Genomic DNA, 22,129 nt, shown 5'->3' with positions numbered 1-22,129 from the left:
TAAATGCTACGCTTCATTGATGAGTTTTAATCCCGGCGGCAATGCTTCGCCAAAAATCTGTTTTTCTTCCTTTTCGTCCAGCTCTTTCACCTGTTCGACCATGTCTATCCAGGATGCGGGCGCTTTACTCAGCTTCAGTTTTTCAATGACTTGCAGACGCGTATTCTCATCAATATCCCGCGCCCTGTCGCCGCTCATTCGGGCAATGAGTGTAGCGGCAAAACCTGCCTGCGGGATTTTCTTCCAGTCTATTGCCAACATCTGTTGTAACCACAGACGGGCAATGTCGGCAGGGATGACATTATGGCTGCTCCCGTGAAACGGCATCCTTGCTCCGATACGTCCGACTGCCCACCAGGTCTGACTGGGCTCGCCGGCTTTTTCCAGGCGCTTTAGCAGCCATTCGCCGAGTTGTATTTTCTTGGCGACCGGCAGGCGCTCCAAAACGGCGGCCAGCCGCACTATGTCATCGTAACCGCGATTTTTGATTTGTTTGATAACGCCGGGTTGTCTTGCCGCCGCCGGGTTCAGGAATTTTGCAATGTCGGCAAAAATCTTCTCCTGCGCTGCCGCATCCAGACCTCCGGAAATCCGTCGCCACAACGTCCACCATTCTGTCCAGTTTTGGGTTTCGTTAACAAACTGGATACCTTGCGAATAGTTTTTCCATAGCTGCTCGACGCGCCAGTCATCCAGCGGATAACCGAAACCGGGCCGCAAGCAAAAACCGGCCAGACTCAGCCAGACGCGCTCGTGATTTTCGGAGCGTCGTTGATATTTAGCCCCGTCCAGCAAGATGCCGAACATGGCTCTTAGCAGAGGCGTCGTCCATTCGGTGCGTGCGACACCAGTCAGTTTTTCCAGATCGGCGCGCAGGTTTTTTACCGCCTTGGGGTCAACCTGTCTGGATTTTGCGCCAAAAACAGCCTGTATCTGTTCAACGATCTGATTAAAATTGGCGGGCAAAGCGGCATCCGTTTGCAAACCGACCGCTTTTTTCCTGATTTGAAACTCAACATCCCAACGCTGGCTGCTGTCTTGAACAGAAATACATTGAATTTTAAGCGTGCCGACTTCGGTTTGGGTAACCGCCAATTCTACGATAACCTCGGCATTCGGTTTGCCGGCATCGCCTTCGAAAGCCACGGCCAGCGGCGGCAGGGAATGAAACATCTCGGTAATGCCGGTCACATCGCCCGGTTTGAAGTCGCCGTCGCCGGACAATGAAACCAGGTGAAAACGCACCGGCACGCCCAAGCGCAACGCAAAACGCCGGTCTTTCAGGATGACTTCATCACCTTCTTCACTGCCTTTCGGCAAAATGCAGATGCCTGTCCTGAGTAGAGTCGAAGGGCCTTGCTGTTTGCTGGAATCGTCGGTATCGACCAACAGGAAATAACTGCGCGCCGAACCGCCGCCGATCTTAAGCTTTTTGTCCCGCCTCGCAATCGCATAGCTGACCGCGCCAAAAGCGACGGACAGTTCGGGATGCCTGTTTTCCAGCAATACCGGCGGATTGGAGCGCCACGACCCGATTAAATCGACAATGCGCTGGGTAATCGGCTGACTGCGGAACACGCCGCCGTTAAGCAGCAAGGCATCAGGTACGTTGCCCTCGCCTGCTAAAGCTTCGCGGGATGCTGCGCCGTGCAGCTTTAAAAACGCGGCGATATGCTTGCTGACCGCAGGTTCTGCGGCGTACGGCAAGCCGAACTCGACCACGCCGCTACGTTTTCTGTCGGGCAAATCGCCAAGGCCTGACAACGGAAAAAAACCGTCCAGCGCAATTTTCCTGACTTCATCCTTAGACAGCGCGACAAAGCGGGAACTGCCGATCAGCTTGGAACCGCCGCCCAGCAAGGTAACGTTGACTTGCTCCGGCGCATCTTCTGCCAGCAGGCGCTCTTTGGCAATCCGGCATTGTTCGATCAGTTGCGACAAATCCGCCGCCGACAGGCGTTTTTCATCGTTGCTACTCAGGCGGCTTTCGACAAGATGCGCCAGCGCCAAATCAATGTTATCGCCGCCCAGCATTAAATGATCGCCGACCCCGATGCGGGTTAATTTGGGCTCTTGCTCGCCCTGCTCCACTTTAATCAGCGTTAAGTCGGTGGTGCCGCCGCCGACATCGCAAACCAGCAACAGATGCACATTCGCCAGCGCCTGTTTAATGGTTCCGGTATTGCGTCTTAACCAGTCGTAACAAACAGCCTGGGGTTCTTCCAGCAGCCGGACGTTAGACAGTCCGGCAAGCTTTGCGGCCTCCAGTGTCAGGGATCTGGCCGCCTCATCGAACGAGGCGGGAACGGTAATCACAATATCCTGTTGTTCCAGCGGCGCATCAGGAAATTGATGTCCCCAAACCGTGCGGATATGCGACAGGTAACTGGCGCTGGCCGCGATGGGCGACACCTTGCTGATGTCATCGCTACTGCCCCACGGCAGAATATCGGCCGTATGATCAACCGACGGATGCGACAGCCAGCTTTTGGCACTGGTGACAAATCGCCCTTTGGTTTTAGCGCCGAGTAGACGCGCAGCCTCGCCAATCACAGCGGTTCCGCTTTCTGACGGTGTTCCGCCGGGAAACGACAGATCGGCCTCGGATAATTCGCCGCTTGCAGGATGATAACGCACCGACGGCAACAACGGCCTTGCGGCAACCTGGCCCGGAGCTATCAGCTGCTCGATTTGGAAAATTTGTATTTCCTGGTTGGTACTATCGGCTTTGGTGTAAGCAACAACGGTATGCGTTGTGCCAAGGTCGATGCCGACTAAATAGTTTGAATTAATATTTTTCACGATGATATTGCAGTTTTATGATTCTGAACGGTCTGAGATATTTTTAATCGATCTCTTGCCGTGAATAACAGCGACAATAAGAGTTTTATTGCCCTCTATCTGATAAATAAGCCGATAACTGTACACGAATCGCTCCCTGATTTCGGTTATCCAACGCTCGGTAACAGTCCGGCCAAGGCTTCTGGAAACATCAAAGACTTTTGCTATTACTGACTGCGCATAAACGCGGGAGTGTTTTGCAATATAGTCAGCGATCGATTGCAGATTTTCTATTGTTTCCGGCGACCTGCTTACTTTATAAGCCATTGACCGAATTTCAGCTCTACATCTTCCTGGCTCATGGTTCTTTCTACTTCTGCCCGACCAATAAATACTGCGTCGAATTTTCTCTACCGCATACAAGTGACACTGAATGTCTTCGTAAGTACTCTCTTCCGGAAGCCTTTCCAGTAAAGACTTTACTTCGGTAATTGCTGCATTCATTCCTGGCTCTTAAATTCAGTCGAGTAACATCCGAAAATTCCGTGACCTCTGTAGTGTAGAAGCATCAGTCGCAAAAAAGGATACACGAAATGTATTTGGTTTACATCCTCCACTCTATCAATGGTGGTTACTACCACAAACTCATCGGCAATCTTGACGGCGTATTGCTCAAATAACGGCAAGGCACAAGTGAATTCAACCTTGTATAACCGCTGCCTGTTAAACCGGCAGCACAATAGATTGACTTAACAGGGAGTAGTCATAGAAAATAGGCCGTTTAATTCCCCACATTAACTCTCTACGCATGGATAATAGCGGCCTTCCGCAAAACAGTCTGGTTTCTGTTCAAAACTTGTCGTTTTCTCGCGGCAACAAGAAAATATTTGACGATATTTCGCTGGAGTTTGAGCGCGGTAAAATTACCGCCATCATGGGACCCAGCGGCACCGGCAAAACGACTCTGTTAAAACTGATCGGGGGGCAATTGTTTCCTGAACAAGGCACTATTATCGTCGATGGCAACAATGTTCACCGCTTACGCCGGTCGGAACTGTACAATCTGCGTAAACGCATGGGCATGCTGTTCCAAAGCGGCGCGTTATTAACGGATATGAACGTCTTTGATAATGTGGCTTTTCCGTTACGCGAACATACCCATCTTCCTGAATCCATGATTCGCACGCTGGTGCTGATGAAATTGCAGGCGGTAGGCTTGAGAGGCGCGCGGAATCTGATGCCTAACGAACTTTCCGGCGGCATGGCCAGGCGTATTGCCCTGGCCAGGGCCATTGCGCTGGATCCGATGATGATCATGTACGATGAGCCTTTTACCGGCCAGGACCCCATTTCCAAGGGGGCATTGGTTCACCTTATCAAGTCGCTGAATACTATCCTGAGCTTAACCAGCATCGTTGTTTCTCATGATGTTCAGGAAACGGCGGCGATAGCTGATTATATTTATGTTATTTCAGAGGGCAAAATTGTCGGCCAGGGTACGCCCAAGGAAATTGAACAATCCGACTCCGACTGGGTGCAACAGTTTATGACCGGCGCTGCTGACGGCCCGGCGCATTTTCATTATCCGGCAAAAGATTATGTTGATGATTTGTTGTCGACAGGAAAACGTTATTAAGGTTCAAGGTTTTTTGCCTTTTACCTTGCACCTTTTACCTTGCACCTTTTACCTTAATTTAAAATGATTGAATTTCTACAGCAATTGGGCCAAAACACCCGCACCGGTTTTACCAAACTTGGGCGAGGCACGTTTTTCCTGTTTCAGACTATTTCCGGCATACTCAGTGTGTTACCTCGTCCCAGACTGGTGCTTAACCAGATGTATTCGATCGGTGTACTCTCTTTTCTGATTATCACTATTTCGGGACTGTTTGTCGGCATGGTTTTGGGTCTGCAAGGCTATTACATACTCTCTGATTTCGGCGCGGAAGAAACATTGGGAGTCATGGTTGCAGCCTCTTTGGTCAGAGAGCTCGGCCCCGTCGTTTCGGCGCTTTTATTTGCAGGCCGGGCCGGTTCCGCGTTAACGGCGGAAATTGGCCTGATGAAAGCGACCGAACAGTTGTCGGGCATGGAAATGATGGCTGTCGACCCGATTAAACGTATTATTTCTCCTCGTTTTTTAGCCGGATTTTTATCCATGCCCTTACTTGCCGCACTGTTCAGTGCAGTAGGCATTATCGGCGGGCAAATGGTTGGCTCTGGCTTATTAGGCGTTGATGAAGGCGCTTATTGGTCGCAGATGCAAGCCAAACTCGATTTTCAGGATGACATTATCAATGGTGTTATCAAAAGCATAGTGTTCGGTTTTATCGCTTCCTGGATAGCACTGTTTGAAGGCTATGACGCAATCCCGACTTCGGAAGGCGTCAGCCGCGCCACCACGCGTACCGTAGTTAATTCAGCTTTTAGTATTTTAGGTCTGGATTTTATTCTGACCGCACTCATGTTTGGAGATAATTAACATGCAACACACCAATACCCAGGACACATTTGTCGGACTCTTTGTCGCAGCAGGCATAGTCGGGTTGTTTTTTCTTGCCTTGCAAGTGAGTAATCTAAGCTCTTTTACCGAGCATGATAGTTATACGGTTACTGCCCGTTTTGAAAACTCAGGCGGCTTGAAGGTTAAATCGCCCGTTTCAGCAGCCGGTGTTAAAATCGGCAAGGTTAGCGCCATTAGCTTCGACCCTAAAACCTACGAGTCTGTTGTAAAACTGAGTATTGACTCGCAATACAATACCCTGCCTGATGACACCACCGCCAGCGTTTTTACTTCGGGTCTGTTAGGGGAGCAATACGTTAACCTGGACGCGGGCGGTTCGGATGAGTTTTTAAAAAATGGCGGGCAAATCGAAATTACCCAGTCTGCTATTATTCTGGAAAAGGCACTTGGCCAATTCCTATTTAAGTCTGCGGAAGAAAAAAAGTGAGCCGACTGAATATTATTAGAGAAAGTAACGGGCGCTTTGTTATTGATGGCGATTTAACTTTCGCCACCATCGACAAACAGACGCTCAAATCGTTTTCTTTCTTAAAAGCGGCAAAAGAAGTCACCATTGATCTGAGCCGCGTATCCAATACAGACAGCGCCGGACTTGCGTTAATGATTGAATGGATAAAATATTCCCGGCACAATAGAACGCAGATAGCTTTCAAAAATATTCCCGAGCAGTTGCTCAACCTTGCTAAACTCAGCGGCTTTGATCAAACAAGCCATTTTGCAAGTCAAACCGATTAATAGAAAAGACGAAAGGCTAAGGCGCAAAAAGCCAAGCACTTTCCCTTAGCCCTTAGCCCTTAGCCTTAAAGATTTATATGGATAAACTAATTATTACCGGCGGCGCACGCCTCTCCGGCGAGCTACGTATCTCCGGCGCCAAAAATGCCGCCTTACCGATTCTGGCTGCCACACTGCTCTCTGAAGCACCGGTTAGCGTCGGCAACATACCGCATCTCCATGACATCACCACAACCATGGAATTGCTGGGCCGCATGGGTGTTCATCTCACCGTTGATGAGAAAATGAATATCGAAGTCGACTCCAGCACTATCAACAGTTTCGTTGCGCCTTACGAACTGGTCAGAACCATGCGTGCCTCAATACTGGTATTAGGCCCTTTAGTGGCTCGATTCGGCGAAGCTCATGTGTCACTGCCCGGCGGTTGCGCTATCGGCTCGCGTCCCGTTGACATCCACATTAGCGGCCTGATGAAGATGGGTGCTGATATTACGGTCGAGAACGGTTTTATCCATGCCAAAGCGGCCCGGCTTAAAGGCTGTCGCCTGGTTCTTGAACAGATCACCGTTACCGGCACCGAGAATCTGCTGATGGCAGCGGCTTTAGCCGAAGGCACCACGATTATTGAAAATGCCGCCAAGGAACCTGAAGTCACTGACCTGGCTCACTTTCTTAACAAAATGGGCGCCAAAATCACCGGCATAGGCACCGACGTGCTGGTCATTGAAGGCGTAGAAAAGCTGGGCGTTGAAAGCATCCACTACGACATCCTTCCCGACCGGATCGAAACCGGAACCTACCTGATTGCCGCGGCTATTACCGGCGGAAGCATCAAACTTAAAAATACCCGCCCTGATATTCTTGATGCCGTTCTGGAAAAGCTGGTTGAAGCCGGCGCTGAAATAACCACCGGTGAAGACTGGATCAAACTGGATATGCACGGTAGAAAGCCCAAGGCTGTTTCGGTTCGCACCTCGCCCTACCCGGCTTTCCCGACCGATATGCAGGCGCAGTTCACCGCCATGAATGCGATCGCCGACGGCGTGGGCATTATCACTGAAACCGTTTTTGAAAATCGCTTCATGCATGTTCAGGAATTACAGCGCATGGGCGCCGACATTAAGCTGGAATCGAATACCGCCATCTGCACCGGCGTTACAAAACTGACCGGCGCACCGGTTATGGCGACTGATTTAAGAGCTTCGGCAAGTCTTGTGATAGCCGCACTGGTGGCCGAAGGGGATACGTTGGTGGATCGCATTTACCATATCGATCGGGGTTATGACCACATCGAAGAAAAACTCTCTCAATTGGGTGCGACGATACGTCGCGTCCCAAGATAAGGAAGATTATGCTAACTATCGCCGTATCTAAAGGCCGGATTTATGAGGATGCCCTGCCCTTATTGGCAGAGGCAGGCATCACGCCGATTGATGATCCTCTTACCTGCCGCAAACTGATTTTACGAACCACCCGCGATGATGTTCAGCTGGTCATTATCCGCGCCACCGATGTGCCTACGTTTGTCGAATATGGCGCAGCCGATATGGGTATCGCCGGAAAAGACATCCTGTTGGAGCACGGCGCTGAAAGTTTGTATGAACCGTTGGATTTGAATATCGCCTGTTGCCGGTTAATGACCGCTGCACATAAAGATGCGCCCGCGATTGCAGGGCGTGTCCGTGTTGCGACCAAATACGTAAAAATAACCCAACGCTATTTTGCCAGCTTAGGGATACAGGCTGAAATCATTAAACTGTACGGATCGATGGAACTGGCGCCGCTGGTCGGCCTTGCCGATTGCATCGTCGATCTGGTTGATACCGGCAATACGCTAAAAGCTAATGATCTTGAGCCTCGGGATCTGATTATGAATATCAGCTCCAGGCTGGTGGTCAACAAAGCGGCGATGAAAATGAAGCATCAGGCGATTCAGTCATTGCTTGACCAGTTTGAAAAGACTCTGGCGAAAAGAGGTTAACCTTTATTTAGGTTTAGTTTAAAAACACTGCACCACGAAGAAAAGCAAAGTGCATCGTTCCCACGCTCCGCCGCTCGTCGTTATACACAAGTATTTTTAAAGCACGTCATCCCGGCAGGGATTGCCGGGATCCAGGCTACATGGACGTACACAGCTCGCCATCCATGGCACTGGATACCCGCTTCCCGGCGGGTATGACGCGTTACTTAGATACTTGTGTATAAAGATGAGCGCTCCGGCGAAGGAACTCAGTCACTGACTGCCCCAGCGTCTTCCACAAGCCGGAGGGGGTATGCTGCCCCGCCTGAAACGTTTTGCGTTAGGCAAATGTTGGGTTACGCTACCGCTAACCCAACCTACATCGTTTAACAATTTTGGTTACTGCTCATGTCCGACATAAATATCACCCGACTCGATGCCTCGTCAGCTGATTTTGACCGGCAATTAAAAAATTTGCTGGCTTTTGATGAAACCGACGATCTGGAAATTCATCAGCGCGTTCTGGCTATTATTGCCGATGTCCGCAAAAACGGCGACAAAGCGGTTATTGAATATACCAACCGCTTTGACCACCGCTCTATCACGCAAGCCTCCGAACTGGAACTATCACCGGAAGTTCTCGAATCGGCCTGGAACAGCTTACCGGCTGAGCAAGCTCAGGCGTTGCAAACAGCCGCAGACCGTATTCGCGCTTATGCAGATCACCAGAAAATAGAGTCATGGCAATACACCGAGACTGACGGTACCGTTCTCGGACAGAAAATCACCCCACTGGATCGTGTAGGACTTTATGTGCCTGGCGGTAAAGCAGCCTACCCTTCTTCGGTATTGATGAATGCGATACCGGCCAAAGTCGCGGGCGTCGGCGAATTGATCATGGTTGTGCCTGCGCCTCACGGCGAAACCAATCAACTGGTTCTGGCCGCCGCCTATCTGGCCGGGGTAGACCGCGTATTTACGATGGGTGGTGCTCAAGCCGTTGCCGCGCTGGCTTACGGCACGGAAACCATTCCTGCTGTGGCAAAAATTGTAGGGCCCGGCAATATCTATGTGGCTACCGCCAAAAAACTGGTCTTCGGTCAAGTGGGCATTGACATGATTGCAGGTCCGTCGGAAATCCTGATTATCTGCGACGGCAAAACCCATCCCGACTGGATTGCGATGGACATGTTTTCGCAAGCCGAACATGACGAAAATGCCCAAGCCATATTGATCAGCACTGACGCAGCCTATCTGGATGCTGTCGAGCAAAGCATCAATAAATTATTACCAACTATGGAACGCGCCGAAATTATCAAAACATCGCTGACTACGCGCGGCGCATTAATCAAGGTCAGCGACTTAAACGCTGCTGCAGATGTGGCCAACGTCATTGCGCCTGAGCATCTGGAACTCTCCGTTGAAGATCCGGAAGCCTTGTGTAAAAACATTCGCCACGCGGGTGCTATTTTCATGGGTCGCTATACCGCCGAAGCATTAGGCGATTACTGTGCAGGACCCAACCATGTATTACCGACCTCCAGCACGGCACGGTTTTCGTCACCATTGGGTGTTTACGATTTCCAAAAACGCTCCAGTTTGATCAACTGTTCTGAAGCAGGTGCGGATACGCTGGGTAAAACCGCCTCCATATTGGCGCGAGGCGAAAGTCTGACTGCCCATGCGCGATCTGCGGAATATAGAATAAAAACAGACTAAAAGAAGGCGAAGGACGAAGGGCCAAGGGCGAAAAAAACATCCGTTTGCGCCAAGCCTTAGCCTTTCGCCTTTCGCCTTGCATCTTTTACCCTGACCCACATATATGTCCGAAAATAATCTCATTTCCTCCATTTTCCGCAAAGAAGTTCTGGCGATGTCTGCTTATAAAGTTGCAGATGCTACTGGTTTGATCAAGCTGGATGCCATGGAAAACCCCTATAGCTGGCCTGAAGACATCAAAATAAACTGGCTGGAAACGTTGAAAGACTGTCCGTTGAACCGGTATCCCGACCCTGAAGCGAGGCATTTGACTGCAACTATCAAACGCTTGAATCAAATACCCGATCAATTTGATGTACTGCTGGGCAATGGTTCCGATGAAATCATCCAATTACTGTTAATGGCGCTGCCTTCCAATGCCTGCGTGTTGGCGCCGGATCCGGGTTTTGTGATGTATAAACAGCTGAGTCTATGCCTGGGTCTAACTTACCATGCTATCCCTTTGCTTGCCGATAACTTTGACCTGGATTTACCGGCCATGCTGTCGACTATAGAAAAGCATCAGCCTTCGGTCATTTTTCTGGCCTATCCTAACAATCCCACCGGCAATTTATTTTCAGAAGCGTCGATTCGGGACATCATAAAAGCGGCCAAGGGTTTGGTAGTCATTGATGAAGCCTATGCGCCTTTTGCCGATGCCAGTTTCATCGACAGCCTGGGGCAATATGACAACCTGCTGGTCATGCGCACCGTATCGAAACTGGGTCTGGCGGGTTTACGTCTCGGCTACATCGCAGGTTTGCCGGACATCATTGAACAACTCCACAAAATCCGCCTGCCCTACAACATTAACAGCCTCACCCAGACAAGCGCAGATTTTGCCTTGTCCAACAAAACATTATTTGATCAGCAAACGCAAAAAATTTGCGCTGAACGGTCAATCGTTTTTAACCGGCTTAATGCACTAAACGGCATTACTGCCTATCCCAGCGCCGCTAATTTTATTCTGTTTAAAACCCCTGAGAACCGGGCAAACGAAATCTTCGAGTCAATAAAACAACAAGGCGTTTTAATTAAAAACCTTAGCGGCCAAGGCGGCTTGTTGGCCGATTGTCTGCGGGTAACCGTAGGTAAACCGGAAGAAAATGCGGCCTTTCTTGCTGCATTAACAAGCAGCTTGGTCACTCCATAGTCGGAATAACCACCGTATCAAATCATCAAATATATACCATTTATATAAAAAACTTAACGGCGTTATCGAGGCTAAACCACAAACAATCTGTCGCAATATCATAGGCTTGTGCTTTACGTGTTACTTCAATCCATTTTTAATAGCTAACAAATACTAAAACCGGCGGCATAAGCACTTCAAATCTTATAAGCTCTAATGGTATATTGACGCTAGAAAATAATGCGCCCTTAAGAAGCGCAGACTTAATCAGGAGAGTTCTATAATGAATAATAAAGGCGTCGATCAGTCCAAACGCCAGTTTTTAACCACGGCCTTGACCGTGGTTGGCGCAGTCGGCACAGGCTATTTGGCTGTTCCTTTTCTTGCTCAAATGCAACCCAGTGCCAAAGCCATGGCGGCCGGGGCACCTGTTGAAGTTGACATCAGCAAAATGGAACCCGGTCAATTAATCAGGGTCGCATGGCGAGGCAAACCGGTCTGGATACTCAACAGAACCCCACAGGTTCTTGAAACTTTAAAAACTTTGGACAATGAGTTAAGAGATCCTCTTTCTCAGGAATCGATACAACCGGAGTCCAGTAAAAATCCGGTACGCTCCATTAAACCGGAAGTGTTTGTTGCCGTGGGTTTGTGTACCCACTTGGGCTGTTCACCCACGTTTCGTCCTGAAATAGCGCCTAACGATCTTGGCGACAAGTGGAAAGGCGGATTTTTCTGTCCATGTCATGGCTCCTGGTTTGATCTGGCTGGTCGCGTTTATCGCGGAGTACCGGCGCCGACTAACCTGGAAATCCCCCCTTACCGCTATATTACCGATACTCAGCTGATTATTGGTGAATCTGCAGAGGAAGCAAGCGCATGAAACGTAGCCGCATAACTGAATGTAACGATTGGTTTTTGGAGCGTTTTCCACTGACCAAACTCTGGAATGAGCACATGGCGCATTATTACGCGCCCAAGAACTTCAATTTCTGGTATTTCTTCGGCTCACTGGCTTTGCTGGTGCTGGTTAACCAGATATTGACCGGTATTTTCCTGACCATGAACTACAAACCGGATGCCAAACTGGCATTCGACTCCGTAGAATACATCATGCGCGATGTGAACTGGGGCTGGCTGATTCGCTACATGCATTCGACCGGTTCGTCGGCATTTTTTATCGTCGTTTATCTGCACATGTTCAGAGGCTTGCTTTACGGTTCGTTCAAGCATCCCCGCGAGCTGGTCTGGATTTTCGGCATGTTGCTGTTTGTCGCCTTGATGGCCGAAGCCTTCATGGGCTACCTGTTGCCTTGGGGACAGATGTCATACTGGGGCGCACAGGTTATTATCTCGCTGTTCAGCGCCATCCCTGTTATCGGTGATGACCTGTCACTCTGGCTCAGAGGCGATTATGTCGTTTCCGACGCAACCTTGAACCGGTTCTTCGCTTTCCATGTTATTGCGGTGCCGCTGGCTTTGGTCATGCTGGTATTCCTGCATATCGTGGCATTGCATGAAGTGGGATCAAACAACCCGGACGGTATTGAAATCAAGGAATCCAAAGACCCGTGGGGCCATCCTGTGGACGGCATTCCTTTCCATCCTTACTACACCGTCAAAGACTTGGTCGGTGTGGGCGTCTTTATGTTGTTTTTCGCGACGGTTATTTTTTATATGCCGGAAATGGGCGGTTATTTTCTTGAGCACGCCAATTTCATCCCTGCCGATCCGATGAAAACTCCGGAGCATATAGCTCCAGTCTGGTATTTCACACCTTTTTATGCCATTTTAAGAGCGATCCCAGATAAATTTGCAGGGGTTATCGGTATGGGCGGTGCGATTGTCGTATTATTCCTGTTGCCTTGGCTGGATCGCAGTCCGGTCAAATCGATTCGCTATCGCGGCGGCATATACAAAAAGGCCTTGATGCTGTTTGTAATCAGTTTCCTGGCTCTGGGCTATTTGGGTACGCAACCTGCAACGCCGACAGCAACCATATTTGCGCGTATTTTTAGCGCGATATACTTCGGCTTCTTCCTGTTAATGCCACTTTATACACGGTGGGAAAAAACCAAGCCGGTGCCAAAACGCTTAACTACAGTACATAGTCTTGAGGAGCAATTGCCCGCGCTAATTGAGGAAATTACCGTATTAAAACCAGCAGCGACTGAAATTGGTCATACTGCTTTTAAAGGCTCTTCTTTTACCAGACAACCTAACCCCGAAGGCATAAAAAACGTTATCAGTCGGTTAGCAAAAAAAGCAATAGGGAGTCTGGATTAATATGAAAAATTTAACGGCATTACTTTTATTGTTATTACTGTCTTTTGGAGTTGCCGCCTCGGAAGGCGTTGAACTGCAAGACGCGAATATTGATCTTTCCAATAATGCTTCATTGCAACGCGGGGCGAAACACTTCGTCACCTATTGTCTTGGCTGCCATTCAATCAAGCATATTCGTTATCTACGTATTGCTCTTGATACCGATGTCGATCAAAAAAAGATGTTGAAAGATATTGCACCGGAAGGAGCCAATATCTACGACCAATTGCACAGCGCCATGAATGGGCATGACGCAGAAAAATGGTTCGGCACCCAGCCGCCCGATTTATCTTTAATTGCCAGATCGCGTGGCGCCGATTGGTTATACAGCTATTTAAAAAGTTACTATATTGACCCAAAAAGCCCTAGAGGCGTAAACAACCTGATTTTCGAGGATACCGCCATGCCTAACCCGCTCTGGCAATTGCAAGGTGATCAGTATGCAGAACCTAGAAAAAACATATGGGGTCATGAATATACCACGCTGGTTATTAAAGAACCGGGTACATTGTCCGAAGGAGAATTTGATATTTTCGTCAATGACTTGGTTAATTTCCTGGTGTATGTCGGCGAACCAGTGCAACTGGAAAGGCAACGTCTTGGAAAATATGTGATATTTTTTATTTTAATGTTTTTAGTTTTAGCTTATCTGCTGAAAAAAGAATATTGGAAGAACATCCATTAATTCTTGAAAACACGAACTTAGTTACCAAAACTATCGGGTGGGCTGACGAAAAAGGCCCATCCTATTTACTAACAACTGTAAATAAAAAAATCGCCAACCTGTTATAATACCTTTTTTTTAACGCCCTACACGTCTTAAAGAGGTTGTTATTCGTGACAAATATTAATACTCGTAAATCTGTAATGACGCTTTTCTCATCTCCAACATGCGCGATGAGCCACTGCGCCCGTTTTGTTTTGCACGAGAAAGGAGTTGTCGCAGACATAGAATATTATGACCCGACAGATCCACCTGAAGATTTACTCGAACTAAATCCCAATGGCACGTCACCCACATTGATTGAACGCGATCTGGTTCTCTATGATTCACGTATCATCATGGAATATCTGGACGAACGTTTTCCGCACCCCCCTTTACACCAAATGGATCCGGTTTCACGGGCTAATGCCCGAATGCTGATCAAGCGCATTGATCAGGACTGGTATCAGTTACTGGACGAAATTTTATTTTCCGGGGAGAAAAAATCCGCCCGTGCCAAAAAAATGCTCAGAGAAAGCATATTATCCGCTGCGCCTATTTTTGCCGCCAGACCCTATTTTATGAGTGATGAATTCTCACTGATCGATTGTGTCATCGCACCCTTGTTATGGCGCCTACCCAGCATAGGCATTGACGTGGCAACCCCGAATGAAGTAATCACCAATTATGCCCAGCGCATATTCAACAGAGCCGCATTCAAGCGTAGCCTGAGCGAAGCTGAAAAAGAAATGGTCGAGCCTTTAAAGTAAATCCTAGCCTTATGACTTCTCTAAAGCCCTATTTAATTCGTTCAATTTACGAATGGATTATTGATAACAACCTGACGCCGCATCTTCTTGTGGACGCTGAAGATACCAGTGCCGTTTTACCGAAAGAATTTATTGAAGACGGCAAAATCGTTTTAAATATAAGGCCGGAAGCGATACAGGGACTTTCTCTCGGTAACGAGGAAATTGAATTTAATGCCCGGTTTAGCGGAAAGCCAATGCATATCAGCACACCAATAACTGCGGTGTTGGCAATCTATGCTAAAGAAAACGGCAAAGGCATGATCTTCGACCAGGAAGATGGTGATGGCGATGAGCCACCGCCGGTAAAAAAACCTGCTGCAAAACCCAATTTACGCATCGTAAAATAGCTGTGTTTTTGCTATGTCCAGCCAGTCCTCGCTGAACATAGCAACCACTTGGTCTTTTGCCTTCTATAAATCTCGTAGACTTGCTCTCCTGATTTGCCAAAAACGAACTTATTACTTTGTATACTTACGTACAGCCCTTAACTTTTTGTTATCAGTTAATCTTTTTAGTTGTATAGTGAAGTCCTATCCGAAAAAGGCAGACTCTTTCGATAGCCTGCCCAATAGATAGCCACAGATAGTCTAACCCTATCCTATGAGGTGAATCATGAACTCACTACAACAATCCTTTATCTTATCTTCTTTCCTGTCCGTTTTTTTAACATTGCCGGTTTCGGCAGCCGATATAACCGCCGGAGAACAAAAATCTGCCCCTTGTGCCAGTTGTCATGGTCAAAAAGGCAACAGCGGCAATGCGCAATGGCCCAACTTGGCAGCGCAACAATCGACCTACCTGATCAATCAACTTAAAGCATTCAAAGCTGGAAATCGCACCAATCCGATGATGCAACCGATGGCGGCCAACCTGAACAATGAAGACATCAACAACCTTGCCGCTTATTTTTCCAGCCAGCAACCTGTCAAGGCCGGGGGCGATCCTGCATTGGCAAAAGCAGGCGAAGCCAAAGCCTCTATGTGCCTGGGATGCCATGGCGCCAAGGCTGAAGGTAACGGCCAGTTTCCAAGGCTTGCAGGGCAACACCCCGAATACCTTGCGCAACAATTAAAAGCCTTCAAAGAAGGTTCACGTAAAAGCGGACCGATGCAAGCCATTGTCGCCAATATGTCCGAAGCCGATTTTAAGGCATTGGCGGCTTATTTTGGATCGCTATAACAACTCAGGCAACAATATGAAAATCAGGAAATATTTTTTACTTCCGGCAACTGTTTTGGCCTTATCTCTATCCGGGGCGGCTATTGCAAAGCAACCGAGTAACCACGGCAATGAAAGCCCCGGTCCTGATGGCCGCTTGCTGAACAGCAATAAGCAGTCAGAAACCGGGGATAATATGCGCGGTGCGGACAGAGCCGACGAAAGACAAGAGATTAACGAATCCAGAGACTATGATAATTCCCAGGACACTAATAAGCCGGAAAAACAGCAGCGGTACAAACGTTAACGGAAATTGTTGGACTATGGCTTATAAAAGGCGGTCACACCGCCTTTTTTATATCTGCGTTATTTTCGTGCCCTGAGCATAGTATTGCCGAATCCAAAACACTGAAATCTAAAAAATAGATCGAAAAAGTTCTTGTAGCAAAAAACAGTTAGCGCAATCTGGTGTTGATTTATCCATGACTACTGGATCTCGGCACCAATTTGTCTGGGAATTAGCATTAGTCCGGAAGGCGTCAGGCAGGATATGCCGCGTTGCTTTAGATACCTATCCCCATCCAACAGCAAATGCTTTATCATTAGCAGATTAAAAATCAAAAGCCTTAAGGGCTACCTATAAAAATAATGAACCACCATTCAGAAGCCACCACCGACCGCAATTTATCCCTGATCTTCTTATTTGCCGCAACTTTGTTTACCAGTGCATCGCTGATGTTTGTGTTGCAACCCCTGTTCGGGAAGATTTTATTACCTCTGCTGGGCGGTTCGCCGGCAGTATGGAACACCTGTATGGTGTTTTACCAGAGCATTTTGTTTCTCGGCTATCTTTACGCACACTATCTATCTACGCGCTACAGCCAGCATCGCCAAATTCAGATCCATACCGCACTCATACTGATCAGCTTTTTGGCACTGCCTTTAGCCTTGCCGGAAAACACCGTTCCTCCGACAGACAGTAACCCGACATTCTGGCTGTTTTGGACGTTATTTCTTGCTATCGGCCTGCCTTTTTTCGTGGTTTCGACAACCGCACCACTGATTCAAAAATGGTTCGCCAATGTCGGCCACCATACCAGCCATGATCCATACTATCTCTATGCGGCCAGCAATACCGGCAGCCTGATTGCATTGCTGAGTTACCCGTTTCTGCTTGAACCCAATATCGGACTGGCCAACCAAAAGAGTTATTGGAGCATAGGCTATCTGCTGCTATGCCTGCTGATTGCAGGCTGCGCTTTTGCGCTATGGAAAAGCAGACAAACAACCGGGCAGCAAGAGAACGTAGATGCTGTTAACGACGAAAATAATCTCAGTCTTGCCACCCAATTACACTGGCTGGCGCTAGCCTTTGTACCCTCCAGCCTGCTGCTGGGTCTGACCAACTTCATCAGCACTGATATTGCCTCCGTTCCGTTGTTGTGGATTATCCCGTTAACACTGTACCTATTGTCTTTTGTTATCGTTTTTTCCAAATGGAACGACAAAATACATCCGTTAATGGTGAAGCTGCAACCGATTTTCCTGTTGCCGTTTATCGCCTATGCGTTCATTAATCCGGCCGATTTGCCTTATTGGGCCTACCTGATTTTGCACCTGATCGCTTTTTTCTTTGCGGTGATGGTTTGTCACGGCGAGCTGGCTAAACTAAGGCCGCATACCCGGCATTTAACAACCTTCTACCTGATCATGTCGTTTGCAGGCATGTTAGGCGGCATGTTCAACACCTTTGTTGCGCCGTTTGTATTCAATGCTGTTTATGAATACCCGATCATGATTATTGCAGCCTTACTGCTGCGCCCTGGGCGAATGAATTCACCCCTACCGCAAATAATAGCCCCTGCCCTGCTGGTTATTATCGGGATTGTTGCTCATGCCACTGTCGATAATTTACTCCAGTATTTCGACACCATCGTCATCAGTCTGATAGGTTTAACCTTGTTGACCTATCTACTCCGAGCGCGCCCGGTCGGCTTCGCTTTAATGACCGGCGCTATTATTTTCCTTGCGCTCGGCTTGCATGGTCTGTCATCACATACGCTTTATCAGGAACGCACTTTTTTTGGCGTACTGGCCGTTCGTGAAGCGGTGTTGACCGATGAACAAGGCAAGCCTGAAAGCTATCATGAATTATTTCACGGCACGACCAAGCACGGTGCGCAACGTCTGGCGGCAAACCTGAGCCAAATACCGCTGACCTATTACAGCCGTCCGGGGCCGATGGGACAGTTGTTTAAAGAGTATGATAATAACGATCAAGCCTGGAATATCGGCGTAGTCGGACTGGGCGCGGGGGCCTTGGCCTGTTATGCCAAGGACCAGCAAAGCTGGACGCTGTACGAAATCGATCCGCTGGTGGTCGACATAGCCAGCAACCCCGCCTATTTCAGCTACTTGAGCCAATGCGCTCATCACGCCGTCATGCGTGTAGGAGACGCCCGTTTATCGCTGGAAAAAGAGCCGGATCAACACTTTGATTTATTAGTCATGGATGCGTTCAGCTCCGACTCGGTGCCGACCCACCTGCTGACCAAGGAAGCACTGGAGCTTTATTTCAAAAAACTCAAACCTAACGGCATACTGGCGTTTCATATGACCAACCGCCATTTATCATTGAAAAAAGTATTATCGATTAATGCGGAAGCCCTGCACTTAGCCTCGCTGATTCAGGAATTCAAACCGCAACAGGACATCCCGCTGGTTGTTGCAACAGACTGGGTTGTCATGGCAAAGCACGCCGAAACACTGGAACCACTACGCCTAAGCCGCCTCGGCAACTGGCAAAAGATGCCCTTATATTTCGACATGAAGCCCTGGACGGACGACTTCACCAATATTGTCAGTATTTGGAAATAAGACTGTTTAAACTCCATAGACATCGTAGGGAGCAATACGCTCGCGCTATTGCACCCTACGGATTACGCCTTACTGCGTATGTGCAACAAGATCTTTATGCGCTAAGATAAACAGGATGCTCCCTTAACTATGATAATTAACATGTGGTGCAATACATTATCGTTATTGCGCCTTAAAGCTCTAAAGTTCTGAATCCTTATGATAATAGCAATAGTAGGTAATGCCACGGTCGAAACCGATTTGTCCGATGAAATAAATTCGGCAGACTTGGTAGTGAGATTTAATGTGGCGACTAAGAACAATTTTAATATCAATACCGGAGTAAAAACCGACGTTTTATGCGTCTGCAATTCATCGGCACCCGGACGGGCTTATGCCAAGTATAGAAGGCTGGCTACTTTACCTTTTATCAACGAAGTGAATGAAATTTGGTTTCCAAGACCTACCAGCAATCCAGCACGTCAGGTTTGGTTTAAACCCTGGTCGAGACAGACATTCAGACAGACCGATTATTCCAAATTCATCGTTTCCAGGAACGGCCTGAAAAATAAAAAAATCGTTTATTTTGGCGATGATCTGTTCCATGATTGCTGTCACATGCTGGATATCGCCAAAGATTGCAGTTTATATGGGCCTAGTTCCGGTTTTTTAGCCTTACAATATGTGCTGCAGCAATTCGATTTGACGGAGCATCAGCTGTTGATGATCGGATTTACTTTTTCGGGCTCCGAGACTCATCGTTGGCAAAAGGAGAAAGAGGAAGTGCTTAAATTACAAGCGCAAGGCCTATTGAGGCTTCTTTAACGATAAAATAGTCATTACACGCCAGCGCGTAGTTAAGTTAACGTTGCCACTGAGTCTGTTGTTTCACAGTCTTTTTTGGCAAAACGCACTTTAAGGCTTTTCTTCTGGATCACTACGCACATAGCGTCCCCGTTCGGTATGGAGCTCACGGTCGACCAAGGGATTGATCATATAACTTCAATTTTAATCTCTTTTGAAACAACAACTGCTGGAAAGCTTCGCTTGCAATTGGGGAGCAATCTATATAATGGACGCCTAAACAAGCTATTCGAAAAAACAGGGCTCTTTGGAAACGTGGTTTTAAATGCCGACCACTTGCAATCTGCACACCCTTGAGCGAGCGGATAACCTGAAATTCTCGAAATGCCAAGGCGCTAACAACTTCCTTTTCAACTATTAAACAGGAAACCTATGCATTCAAAAATTTTAAAAATATTTATAGGCTTCGATGAAGTGGAAAGCGTTGCTTGGCACACCATGGCACATTCTATTCTGGCACGCAGCAGCCGGCCTGTCGCAATCATTCCGGTAAATCTGGCAAACTTGAAGGATATTTATACGCGGGATCGGGATCCCAAACAATCTAATGACTTTTCATTTTCCAGGTTTCTGGTTCCGTATTTGTGCGACTACAAGGGTTATGCGGTGTTCTTCGATTGCGACATGATGTTGCGTACTGACATTTGGGAAATTCTGGAAGTGACAGAAACTGATCCGGACCGCGCCGTTTACGTCACAAAACACGATTATGAACCTAAGGACAACATTAAATTCCTGAATACCGTTCAGTATAAATACCCAAGAAAAAACTGGTCTTCGGTGGTACTTTGGAACTGCGCACACCCGGCAAATAGAAAAGTGACCGCGGAATTTGTCAATACTACATCGGCGCTGGAACTGCACCGCTTCAGTTGGCTTGAAGATGATCAAATTGGTGAGTTGGATGTTCGCTGGAACTGGCTGGTGGGAGAGTACGACCAACCGCCAGCCGATGTTAAGAATGTCCACTGGACAGTAGGCGGCCCTTACTTTGAAGAATACAAAAACGTCAATTTTTCAACGGAATGGTTTACCGAATTTGCCCGCATGAGTTACTGCAAGCAGCGGCCAGATCCCGGCAAGGCGTAATAGCCCGGTCAGTCAAAGCTTTCCGTTGCCCGACATTTCAACATCCGGTGATGGAACGGCGACGGGTAAACCCGCAAACCCTTGTCCTATTGAATCACAGGAATATCGAGCATAAACAGCATGCTCAATCTACAAAACCATCCTGTAAAAATCCTTATACCATTCAACAAAATTTCTAATCCCATCATCCAACTGCGTAACGGGTTTATAACCCAAATCATGCGCTAAATCCGAAACATCGGCATAGGTATCAAGCACATCTCCCGGCTGCATCGGTAATAAATTTTTTATCGCCTCCTTACCCAAATATTTTTCCAGCGTTTCAATGAACGTTAGTAAATGCACGGGATTATTATTGCCTATGTTATAGATGCGATAAGGTGCAAAACTGGTCGCAGGATCGGGATTTTTGCTGGCCCAGGCGGCGTTGGCTTGCGCCGGTTGATCAATAACCCTGATCACGCCTTCAACGATGTCGTCTATATAAGTAAAATCACGACGATGATTGCCGTAATTAAACACGTCAATCGGCTTTCCTTCAATGATATTACGGGCAAACTTGATGGGCGACATGTCCGGTCTTCCCCACGGACCGTAAACGGTAAAAAACCGCAAGCCGGTGGTCGGCAGCTTATAAAGATGGCTATAGGTATGGGCCATTAATTCGTTGGCTTTTTTACTGGCCGCATAAAGCGAAACCGGATGATCGACATTGTCATGGACAGAAAACGGCATTTTGGTATTCGCCCCGTAAACCGAGCTGGATGAAGCATAGGCTAGATGCTCGACGGAATTGTGCCTGCATCCTTCCAGGATGTTGATGAAGCCGACTATGTTGGAATCAATATAGGCATGAGGGTTGGTTATCGAATAGCGTACACCGGCTTGAGCCGCCAAATGAATGACTCGTTGAAACTGCTCACGGGCGAAGAGCTCTTCTACCGCCGTTCTATCCGCTATTTCAAGCTTGATAAATTTAAAGCGGTCATAACCTTGCAGCCGATCCAACCGCGCCAGCTTCAGATTGACATCGTAATAATCGTTAAGATTGTCTATTCCAACAACCTCGTCACCCCGTTCCAGCAATTTCAGGCTAAGCGCCGAACCTATAAATCCGGCTGCTCCTGTTACCAGTATCTTCAAAATTTTCTCTCCATTTCCTGCAATATTCTAAGCTGTGTTTGACGTACCTGATTCAGGGTCCTGAAAATAACGGTTACTTATTATACGACCCAAACAAGCTTTGGACTCCAAATAGCGCTGATATCAAAACTCAACTTGATTAGCAAGCTGCTTCAGCTAGCACCGTCATACTGGCAGGGATGCCAGTATCCAGAGCCAGGGATGGTAACTTTCCGATACCGCTGTGGCATGATTTAGGCTTGATGCCAAGCCATAGTCTCACATCCATGTGACTGGATTCCGGCATCCC

At 47.9% G+C, this 22,129-nt stretch carries 21 protein-coding genes; 18 read left to right on the top strand and 3 right to left on the bottom strand.

What is annotated here, in order from left to right:
* Positions 1-6 precede the first annotated feature (6 nt).
* Together Q8L79_RS15630 and Q8L79_RS15625 are read right to left on the bottom strand one after the other, a co-directional pair.
* Positions 7-2,802, bottom strand: coding sequence for an Hsp70 family protein (locus tag Q8L79_RS15630; protein ID WP_305273064.1), 2,796 nt, complete (start codon positions 2,800-2,802; stop codon positions 7-9).
* A 15-nt stretch (positions 2,803-2,817) separates the two neighbouring features.
* Positions 2,818-3,285: a type II toxin-antitoxin system RelE/ParE family toxin gene (locus Q8L79_RS15625; RefSeq protein ID WP_305273061.1), complete on the bottom strand. Its 468-nt coding sequence runs from the start codon at positions 3,283-3,285 to the stop codon at positions 2,818-2,820.
* A 304-nt stretch (positions 3,286-3,589) separates the two neighbouring features.
* On the opposite strand from Q8L79_RS15625, the gene Q8L79_RS15620 reads away from it, so the two are divergent.
* The 18 genes from Q8L79_RS15620 (at position 3,590) to Q8L79_RS15535 (ending at position 20,697) form a co-directional block, all read left to right on the top strand.
* The gene (locus Q8L79_RS15620; protein WP_305273058.1) at positions 3,590-4,417 is read left to right on the top strand and encodes an ATP-binding cassette domain-containing protein; all 828 of its coding nucleotides are present in this window, start codon (positions 3,590-3,592) and stop codon (positions 4,415-4,417) included.
* 63 nt (positions 4,418-4,480) lie between these two features.
* The gene (gene mlaE / locus Q8L79_RS15615; RefSeq protein ID WP_305273055.1) at positions 4,481-5,263 is read left to right on the top strand and encodes a lipid asymmetry maintenance ABC transporter permease subunit MlaE; all 783 of its coding nucleotides are present in this window, start codon (positions 4,481-4,483) and stop codon (positions 5,261-5,263) included.
* A gap of 1 nt (position 5,264) precedes the next feature.
* Positions 5,265-5,732, top strand: a complete 468-nt coding sequence (gene mlaD / locus Q8L79_RS15610) for an outer membrane lipid asymmetry maintenance protein MlaD (RefSeq protein WP_305273052.1) — start codon at positions 5,265-5,267, stop codon at positions 5,730-5,732.
* A complete protein-coding gene (locus tag Q8L79_RS15605; RefSeq protein WP_305273049.1) occupies positions 5,729-6,040 on the top strand; it encodes a lipid asymmetry maintenance protein MlaB in 312 nt (103 codons plus the stop codon). Before mlaD ends, Q8L79_RS15605 begins: the two co-directional genes overlap by 4 nt.
* A gap of 77 nt (positions 6,041-6,117) precedes the next feature.
* Complete coding sequence (gene murA / locus Q8L79_RS15600; RefSeq protein ID WP_305273046.1) at positions 6,118-7,383, top strand: UDP-N-acetylglucosamine 1-carboxyvinyltransferase; 1,266 nt, start codon at positions 6,118-6,120, stop codon at positions 7,381-7,383.
* 8 nt (positions 7,384-7,391) lie between these two features.
* Positions 7,392-8,021, top strand: a complete 630-nt coding sequence (gene hisG / locus Q8L79_RS15595) for an ATP phosphoribosyltransferase (protein WP_305273043.1) — start codon at positions 7,392-7,394, stop codon at positions 8,019-8,021.
* 387 nt (positions 8,022-8,408) lie between these two features.
* Positions 8,409-9,719 (top strand): histidinol dehydrogenase, encoded by a 1,311-nt coding sequence (gene hisD, locus Q8L79_RS15590; protein WP_305273040.1) that lies wholly within the window; start codon positions 8,409-8,411, stop codon positions 9,717-9,719.
* Positions 9,720-9,822: 103 nt separating this feature from the next.
* On the top strand, positions 9,823-10,911 hold the full coding sequence (gene hisC, locus Q8L79_RS15585; protein ID WP_305273036.1) for a histidinol-phosphate transaminase: 1,089 nt from the start codon (positions 9,823-9,825) through the stop codon (positions 10,909-10,911).
* Positions 10,912-11,173: 262 nt separating this feature from the next.
* Positions 11,174-11,773 carry a ubiquinol-cytochrome c reductase iron-sulfur subunit gene (petA, locus tag Q8L79_RS15580; RefSeq protein WP_305273033.1) on the top strand — a complete coding sequence of 200 codons (600 nt, stop codon included), beginning with the start codon at positions 11,174-11,176 and terminating at the stop codon, positions 11,771-11,773.
* The gene (locus Q8L79_RS15575; protein ID WP_305273030.1) at positions 11,770-13,176 is read left to right on the top strand and encodes a cytochrome bc complex cytochrome b subunit; all 1,407 of its coding nucleotides are present in this window, start codon (positions 11,770-11,772) and stop codon (positions 13,174-13,176) included. Before petA ends, Q8L79_RS15575 begins: the two co-directional genes overlap by 4 nt.
* A 1-nt stretch (position 13,177) precedes the next feature.
* Positions 13,178-13,900 (top strand): cytochrome c1, encoded by a 723-nt coding sequence (locus Q8L79_RS15570; RefSeq protein ID WP_305273027.1) that lies wholly within the window; start codon positions 13,178-13,180, stop codon positions 13,898-13,900.
* 182 nt (positions 13,901-14,082) lie between these two features.
* A complete protein-coding gene (locus Q8L79_RS15565; RefSeq protein ID WP_305273126.1) occupies positions 14,083-14,688 on the top strand; it encodes a glutathione S-transferase N-terminal domain-containing protein in 606 nt (201 codons plus the stop codon).
* Between the two features lie 11 nt (positions 14,689-14,699).
* The gene (locus tag Q8L79_RS15560) at positions 14,700-15,077 is read left to right on the top strand and encodes a ClpXP protease specificity-enhancing factor (protein ID WP_305273024.1); all 378 of its coding nucleotides are present in this window, start codon (positions 14,700-14,702) and stop codon (positions 15,075-15,077) included.
* A gap of 265 nt (positions 15,078-15,342) precedes the next feature.
* The gene (locus tag Q8L79_RS15555) at positions 15,343-15,909 is read left to right on the top strand and encodes a cytochrome c (protein WP_305273021.1); all 567 of its coding nucleotides are present in this window, start codon (positions 15,343-15,345) and stop codon (positions 15,907-15,909) included.
* 16 nt (positions 15,910-15,925) lie between these two features.
* Positions 15,926-16,195 (top strand): hypothetical protein, encoded by a 270-nt coding sequence (locus tag Q8L79_RS15550; protein ID WP_305273019.1) that lies wholly within the window; start codon positions 15,926-15,928, stop codon positions 16,193-16,195.
* A gap of 341 nt (positions 16,196-16,536) precedes the next feature.
* Complete coding sequence (locus Q8L79_RS15545; protein WP_305273016.1) at positions 16,537-18,765, top strand: fused MFS/spermidine synthase; 2,229 nt, start codon at positions 16,537-16,539, stop codon at positions 18,763-18,765.
* A gap of 198 nt (positions 18,766-18,963) precedes the next feature.
* Positions 18,964-19,569 (top strand): glycosyltransferase family 29 protein, encoded by a 606-nt coding sequence (locus Q8L79_RS15540; RefSeq protein WP_305273013.1) that lies wholly within the window; start codon positions 18,964-18,966, stop codon positions 19,567-19,569.
* Positions 19,570-19,980: 411 nt separating this feature from the next.
* On the top strand, positions 19,981-20,697 hold the full coding sequence (locus Q8L79_RS15535; RefSeq protein WP_305273010.1) for a glycosyltransferase: 717 nt from the start codon (positions 19,981-19,983) through the stop codon (positions 20,695-20,697).
* Positions 20,698-20,826: 129 nt separating this feature from the next.
* Here Q8L79_RS15535 and Q8L79_RS15530 read toward each other — a convergent pair whose 3' ends face one another.
* Positions 20,827-21,840: an NAD-dependent epimerase gene (locus Q8L79_RS15530; protein ID WP_305273007.1), complete on the bottom strand. Its 1,014-nt coding sequence runs from the start codon at positions 21,838-21,840 to the stop codon at positions 20,827-20,829.
* Positions 21,841-22,129 lie beyond the last annotated feature (289 nt).

The sequence above is a fragment of the Methylobacter sp. genome (assembly GCF_030680395.1).
Taxonomy (GTDB): domain Bacteria; phylum Pseudomonadota; class Gammaproteobacteria; order Methylococcales; family Methylomonadaceae; genus Methylobacter_A.
This window is presented reverse-complemented; position numbering and strand designations above follow the sequence as displayed.